Origin of the sequence: Fulvivirga lutimaris, assembly GCF_009711525.1 — a bacterium.
Lineage (GTDB): Bacteria > Bacteroidota > Bacteroidia > Cytophagales > Cyclobacteriaceae > Fulvivirga > Fulvivirga lutimaris.
Window position 1 is genome coordinate 1 of the sequence record NZ_SMLV01000102.1, and the last position, 1706, is coordinate 1706.

The following is a 1706-nucleotide window of genomic DNA, read 5'->3' on the forward strand; positions in this document are numbered from 1 at the left end:
TGGTACGAGCGATCATAGCATTGTAATCTATAACCTTGAAGATTATTCTGTAAAATATAGGCTTAAGGATCATGATAATTCTGTATTCTCAGTCTGCTACTCTCCTGACAATGAGTTGCTTTTAAGCGCAGGTAGGGATGCGCATCTGAAAATTTGGGATGTTAATGCCGGATATCTGTTATTAGAAGATATTGTAGCTCATATGTTCGCCATTAACAACATCACATTTAGTCCAGATGGCAAACATTTTGTAACTTGTAGCATGGATAAATCGATAAAAGTATGGGATGCGCAAGCATTCAAACTTTTGAAAGTAATTGATAAAGCAAGGCATGCAGGTCATGGCACTTCGGTAAATAAATTGTTATGGACAGGTCATGATGATTTGCTCATAAGTGCCAGTGATGACAGGTCAATATCCATTTGGGATATAGCTTTTAATAGTTGATACCGTTGGTTTAGTATAAAGATAGATATGAAAATTACACCATTAGAAATTAGACAAAAGACCTTTGAAAAGGCTTTTAGAGGGTTAGACAAGGAAGAGGTAGAAGCATTTTTAACCACTTTGGGTACAGAATGGGAAAAACTGATGGATGAGAATAAAGAGTTGAAAATCAAACTCGAATCGTCTGAGAAAGAGGTAGAAAAGCTTCGTGAGGTTGAAAATTCTTTATTCAAAACGTTAAAAACCGCTGAGGACACTGGTGCTAACATGATTGATCAGGCCACTAAAACGGCTCAGCTGCATATGCGCGAGACTGAAATGAAGGCTGAAGCCCTGATGAATGAAGCTAAGTCTAAAGCCAAAGATATGATTGAGGAGGCTGAGATGAAATCTCGCAATGCCATTGATGACATGGAGGACAGGGTTAAGTCATTGGCCAACCTGTACAGGCAATTGGAGAATGTTAAAGAAGATCTTTTATCTGATATAAAATCTTTTGCAAATGAAGCTATTGATAAAGCAAATAGAGCCAAAGATCAGATCAAGAAGGTAGATATAGATGAAGAGCTTATGAAGGTTAAGCGCGATATTGCTCCTGCCAAAGCCAGTAAGAAAGTGGAGATTGAGCTTGAACTAGATACTCCAGCAGAGCCTGAGTCAAAAAAAGAAGAACCTAAGAATGACGTTGAAGTGGAGAAAGTTTCTGATTCAGGAAAAAGCACTTCATTTTTTGATGATCTAGATTGATGGGTAAAATTAGTCTTGAGGGACTCACGTTTTATGCCTATCATGGGTTTTATGAGCGTGAGCGTGAGTTAGGTAATACTTTCGAAGTGAACATTACTGTAGAAGCGGATTTTGAAAAGGCAGCCATTGATGATGAGCTGGCTGAGACTGTAGATTATGAAAAGCTATACGCCATAGCTGCAGAGGTTATGGAAATACCGTCAAAATTACTGGAGCAAGTAGTGCATAAAATGGCTTCTCGTATTCTCAATGAATTACCAGTAACAAGTGTAGAGGTAAGTTTATCTAAATTTAATCCACCAATTTCCGGAGAATGTAAGAAAGCGACAGTATCACTCTGCCTGAGCAGGTGATGTATTCTTCACAAAGGTAAAACCTCTGGCATCGCCACCTTCATAGAAATCAACCTCAAGGTCGAGCAAATACATGGTGTGTTTTTTTTCGACTAATACATGGATACCTTCAATTTCGTACTCAAGATCACTATCTTTCTTTTTGTCAAAGCCTAGCA

3 protein-coding genes are annotated in these 1706 nt (G+C 38.3%); all 3 read left to right on the top strand.

The window, feature by feature from the left end:
* Positions 1–448, top strand: a 448-nt coding sequence (locus tag E1140_RS00430; protein ID WP_425481985.1) for a WD40 repeat domain-containing protein, incomplete at its 5' end; no start/stop codon positions are given.
* A gap of 27 nt (positions 449–475) precedes the next feature.
* Positions 476–1195, top strand: coding sequence for a DivIVA domain-containing protein (locus E1140_RS00435; RefSeq protein ID WP_155177985.1), 720 nt, complete (start codon positions 476–478; stop codon positions 1193–1195).
* The gene (gene folB, locus E1140_RS00440; RefSeq protein WP_155177986.1) at positions 1195–1548 is read left to right on the top strand and encodes a dihydroneopterin aldolase; all 354 of its coding nucleotides are present in this window, start codon (positions 1195–1197) and stop codon (positions 1546–1548) included. The genes E1140_RS00435 and folB overlap by 1 nt, the downstream gene beginning before the upstream one ends.
* Positions 1549–1706 lie beyond the last annotated feature (158 nt).